Origin of the sequence: Nonomuraea antri, from assembly GCF_013283785.1 — a bacterium.
Taxonomy (GTDB): Bacteria; Actinomycetota; Actinomycetes; order Streptosporangiales; family Streptosporangiaceae; genus Nonomuraea; species Nonomuraea antri.
The window spans coordinates 1-2,393 of sequence record NZ_JABCPZ010000483.1 but is presented as its reverse complement, the minus strand read 5'-3'; the positions used below and the strand labels follow the sequence as shown (position 1 = coordinate 2,393).

The following is a 2,393-nucleotide window of genomic DNA, read 5'->3' as shown; positions in this document are numbered from 1 at the left end:
GGGTGGGCATGGGCTCTTCTCCTTGACGACCGTACAGGGGGCGTAATAGAACACGTTTCAATACGGTTTTAACCAAGCGCTTGATCAAGAGGTGAGCCGGGTGCACATCGACCTCATCGACAGAGACCGCTACGCGGCCTCAGGCCCGCCCCACGACCAGCTGGCATGGTTACGCACGAACTCCCCCGTCCACCGGCACGAAGGCGAGCCCGACTTCTGGGCGGTGACGCGCTACGAAGACGTCGTCCACGTGTCGCGGCACTCCGACCTGTTCTCCTCCGCCAAGAAGCTCGCCCTGTTCGAGGAACTGCCCGAGGAGCAGATCGCGCTCCAGCGCCTGATGATGCTCAACCAGGACCCGCCGGAGCACACGCGCCGCCGGTCCCTGGTCAACCGGGGCTTCACCCCGCGCACCATCGGGGCCCTCGAACAGCACATCCGCGACATCTGCGACGACCTTCTCGACAAGTGCACGGGTGAGGTCGACTTCGTCACCGAGGTGGCAGCACCCCTGCCGCTGTACGTGATCTGTGAACTCCTCGGCGCTCCCGTAGCCGATCGCGACAAGCTCTTCACCTGGTCCAACAGGATGATCGGCGCGCAGGATCCCGACTACGCCGCCTCACCCGAGGACGGTCCCGCCGCGGCCATGGAGGTCTACGCGTACGCCAACCAACTGGCCGCGCAGCGCAAGTCACAGCCCAAGAACGACATCGTCAGCAAGCTCATCCAATCCGACGAGAACGGCGAAACGCTCGACGAGAGCGAGTTCGACCTGTTCGTCCTCCTCCTCGTGGTCGCGGGCAACGAGACCACCAGGAACGCGGCCTCCGGTGGCATGCTGGCCTTCTTCGACCACCCGAACCAGTGGGACCGTCTGGTCGCCGATCCGTCGCTCGCCACGCCGGCCGCCGACGAGATCGTCCGCTGGGTGTCGCCCGTGAACCTGTTCCGCCGCACCTCCACCACCGACCAGATACTGGGCGGCCAGCACATCAAGGCCGACGACAAGGTCGTGGTGTTCTACTCCTCGGCCAACCGTGACGCGTCCGTCTTCCCCGACCCGGAGGTCTTCGACATCGGCCGCAGCCCCAACCCGCACATCGGGTTCGGCGGTGGCGGCGCCCATTTCTGTCTCGGTAACCATCTCGCCAAGCTGGAACTACGCATCCTCTTCGAGCAGCTGGCCCGCCGCCACCCCCGGATGCGCCGTTCCGGGCCGGTGCGCCGGCTGCGGTCCAACTTCATCAACGGCATCAAGGAACTCCCGGTCAGTTTGACGTAGCCACCTCTGTCCGCCCCGCTGCTCTTCGTCCGTGTCGGCGGAATGCGACGGTACGCGCGGGTGGCGCTGGTGCTCATGCCGGTGGCGTACGTGAGGCATCAGCGCCACCTCGGCCGGCGCGGTGTGCGAGGGCTGGACCTGCGGCGGATGGCGCGGATGCGGCGCAGGATCCGGGTCGTGACCTCGGGGCCGGGACGCCAGCCGCGTTCGATCAGAGCGTTGGCGACGTGTTCGAGAAGGTCGGCCGCCTTGCCGGGGATGACGTCCCTGCGGACGGCGATCACCCGCCAGCCGCGGCGGCGTAGCTCGTCACGGCGGTCCGCGTCGTGCTGCTGATGCAGGGGCGAGGTGTGGAACTCCTGGCCGTCGTACTCGACGGCCAGGCGGAACTCCTCCCAGCCGAGGTCGAGGTATGCGACGCGGTCGGACAGCGGCACCCGGATCTGGGTGGTGGGTCGTGGCAGGCCGCCGTCGACGAGGATGACCCGCAGCCAGCTTTCTCGTGGCGAGGCCGCGCCCGGGTCGGTGAGGCTCAGGGTGTCGCGCAGGCGCCAGGAGTTGAACGGACGGTGCCACAGGGCTTCCATGTCGACACCTTTGCGGGCGAACTGGTCGAGCGCGGCCACGGCCTCTGGACGGGGGAGCCAGCGGGCGCAGTCGAGTGCGGTGCGTTCCATGGTGGTCAGGCGGATGCCCTGGTGTTCGGTGATGTCCTCTTCGGCGAGCTGGGTCAGGTAGGTGATGCAGCCGGGCATGGGCAGGTGGGTGGGGGCGGCGAGCTCGATGGGCCAATCGTCTTCGTAGTCGGTCAGGGCGCGTAGGCCCCAGATGTGTGCTGCTGTCTGGCGGCAGGCGACTGCTTGCGGGATGGCCTGGGTGACTCTTCGGGTGCGGACGATCAAGGACTGGGATGGCGATGCCCCTGGTGACGGGTCCGGGCCCGGGGACTGCCCTGTGGACGAAGACAGCGGCGAGGACGGCGGCGCGGCTGGCTGTGTGGCTTGCCGTGGGCGCGCGGTCGGTGGCGCGGTCTGCCGTGGGAGCGCGCGGGGTTCTGCGGCGGGCTCTTCGGTGGGCTCTTCGGTGGGCGCTGCTGCGGGGTCTGGGG

The 2,393-nt window shown here is 68.2% G+C and carries 2 protein-coding genes; one reads left to right on the top strand and one right to left on the bottom strand.

Features of this window, described 5'->3' with window-relative positions; all coding sequences use genetic code 11:
• The first annotated feature begins 100 nt into the window (after nucleotides 1-100).
• Entirely contained in the window at nucleotides 101-1,285 is a 1,185-nt protein-coding gene (locus tag HII36_RS54700) for a cytochrome P450 (protein ID WP_328808325.1), read from the top strand.
• A gap of 98 nt (nucleotides 1,286-1,383) precedes the next feature.
• On the opposite strand, the gene HII36_RS54695 is transcribed toward HII36_RS54700, so the two are convergent.
• Nucleotides 1,384-2,187, bottom strand: a complete 804-nt coding sequence (locus tag HII36_RS54695) for a hypothetical protein (protein ID WP_173531300.1) — start codon at nucleotides 2,185-2,187, stop codon at nucleotides 1,384-1,386.
• Between the last annotated feature and the right edge of the window lie 206 nt (nucleotides 2,188-2,393).